Source organism: Chryseobacterium phosphatilyticum (assembly GCF_002899825.2).
GTDB lineage: Bacteria > Bacteroidota > Bacteroidia > Flavobacteriales > Weeksellaceae > Chryseobacterium > Chryseobacterium phosphatilyticum.
Genome location: NZ_PPED02000029.1, coordinates 1 through 686, shown reverse-complemented (window position 1 = coordinate 686; position 686 = coordinate 1). Strand labels below are relative to the sequence as shown.

General features: G+C 66.2%; 2 protein-coding genes. Both read right to left on the bottom strand.

All coding sequences use genetic code 11. The features are described 5' to 3' along the window. A partial coding sequence (locus C1631_RS23220; protein WP_228441482.1) for a hypothetical protein occupies window positions 1-342 on the bottom strand: 342 nt, incomplete at its 3' end. A 59-nt stretch (window positions 343-401) separates the two neighbouring features. Further along, the coding region (locus tag C1631_RS23215) for a recombinase family protein (RefSeq protein WP_185144696.1) at window positions 402-686 on the bottom strand (285 nt) is incomplete at its 5' end.

Below are 686 nucleotides of genomic sequence, written 5' to 3'. Positions count from 1 at the left end.
GCACCCCATCGTGCCGCGGTAGATCTCGATCATCTCCGGCAGAGGTTGGGGGGCCGTGAACGCGGCCTGCCGGCACCAAGCCGCGAACGTGACCCGGTCGACGCTGCGCAGCTCATGGTAGCGGTAGAACACGGCGTGCCCGATCGCAGCCTGGACCATCGGCGGTGGCGCACCAGCCCTGATCAGGGCCGGGATCGTGTCGAGGCCGGCCAGGCCCACCAGCGCGGCGGCAGCATCGACACGCCCAGCCGCAATCAGATTGACCGCCGCGCGGCGGCTGATGAGCTGACCGAACGTGCCAGGCACCGAGGCAACGAACTGGTGAAGGGCTTGGACGTCCACAGTGATGCTCCCAGTGACAACTGAAGCATATGGGGATTACAGGTCGGGCGCCCTAGTCTTCACATGATGTTGGTATGGACTACACCTTGACCCGGTGTGATTTCCACGTGGAAGACATGTGGTTTCGGCGTGGATCTAGTTAGGATACGCCCAACCTGCACCGCACTCCAGGCACCGCCTCGCGCCGTCTCAATCCGTCGCGCGTTCAGCTCCGTGGCGATGGCTCGGTGCGAGCCGGCTCCGGCCGCTCGGATGCTCTCGATCACCGGCAGCACGTTGGCCGCGAAGGCGTCGGCCTCGGCCCGGTTCACGCTGGCCCCCTTTGCCGACGCCTGGGCGAGGTT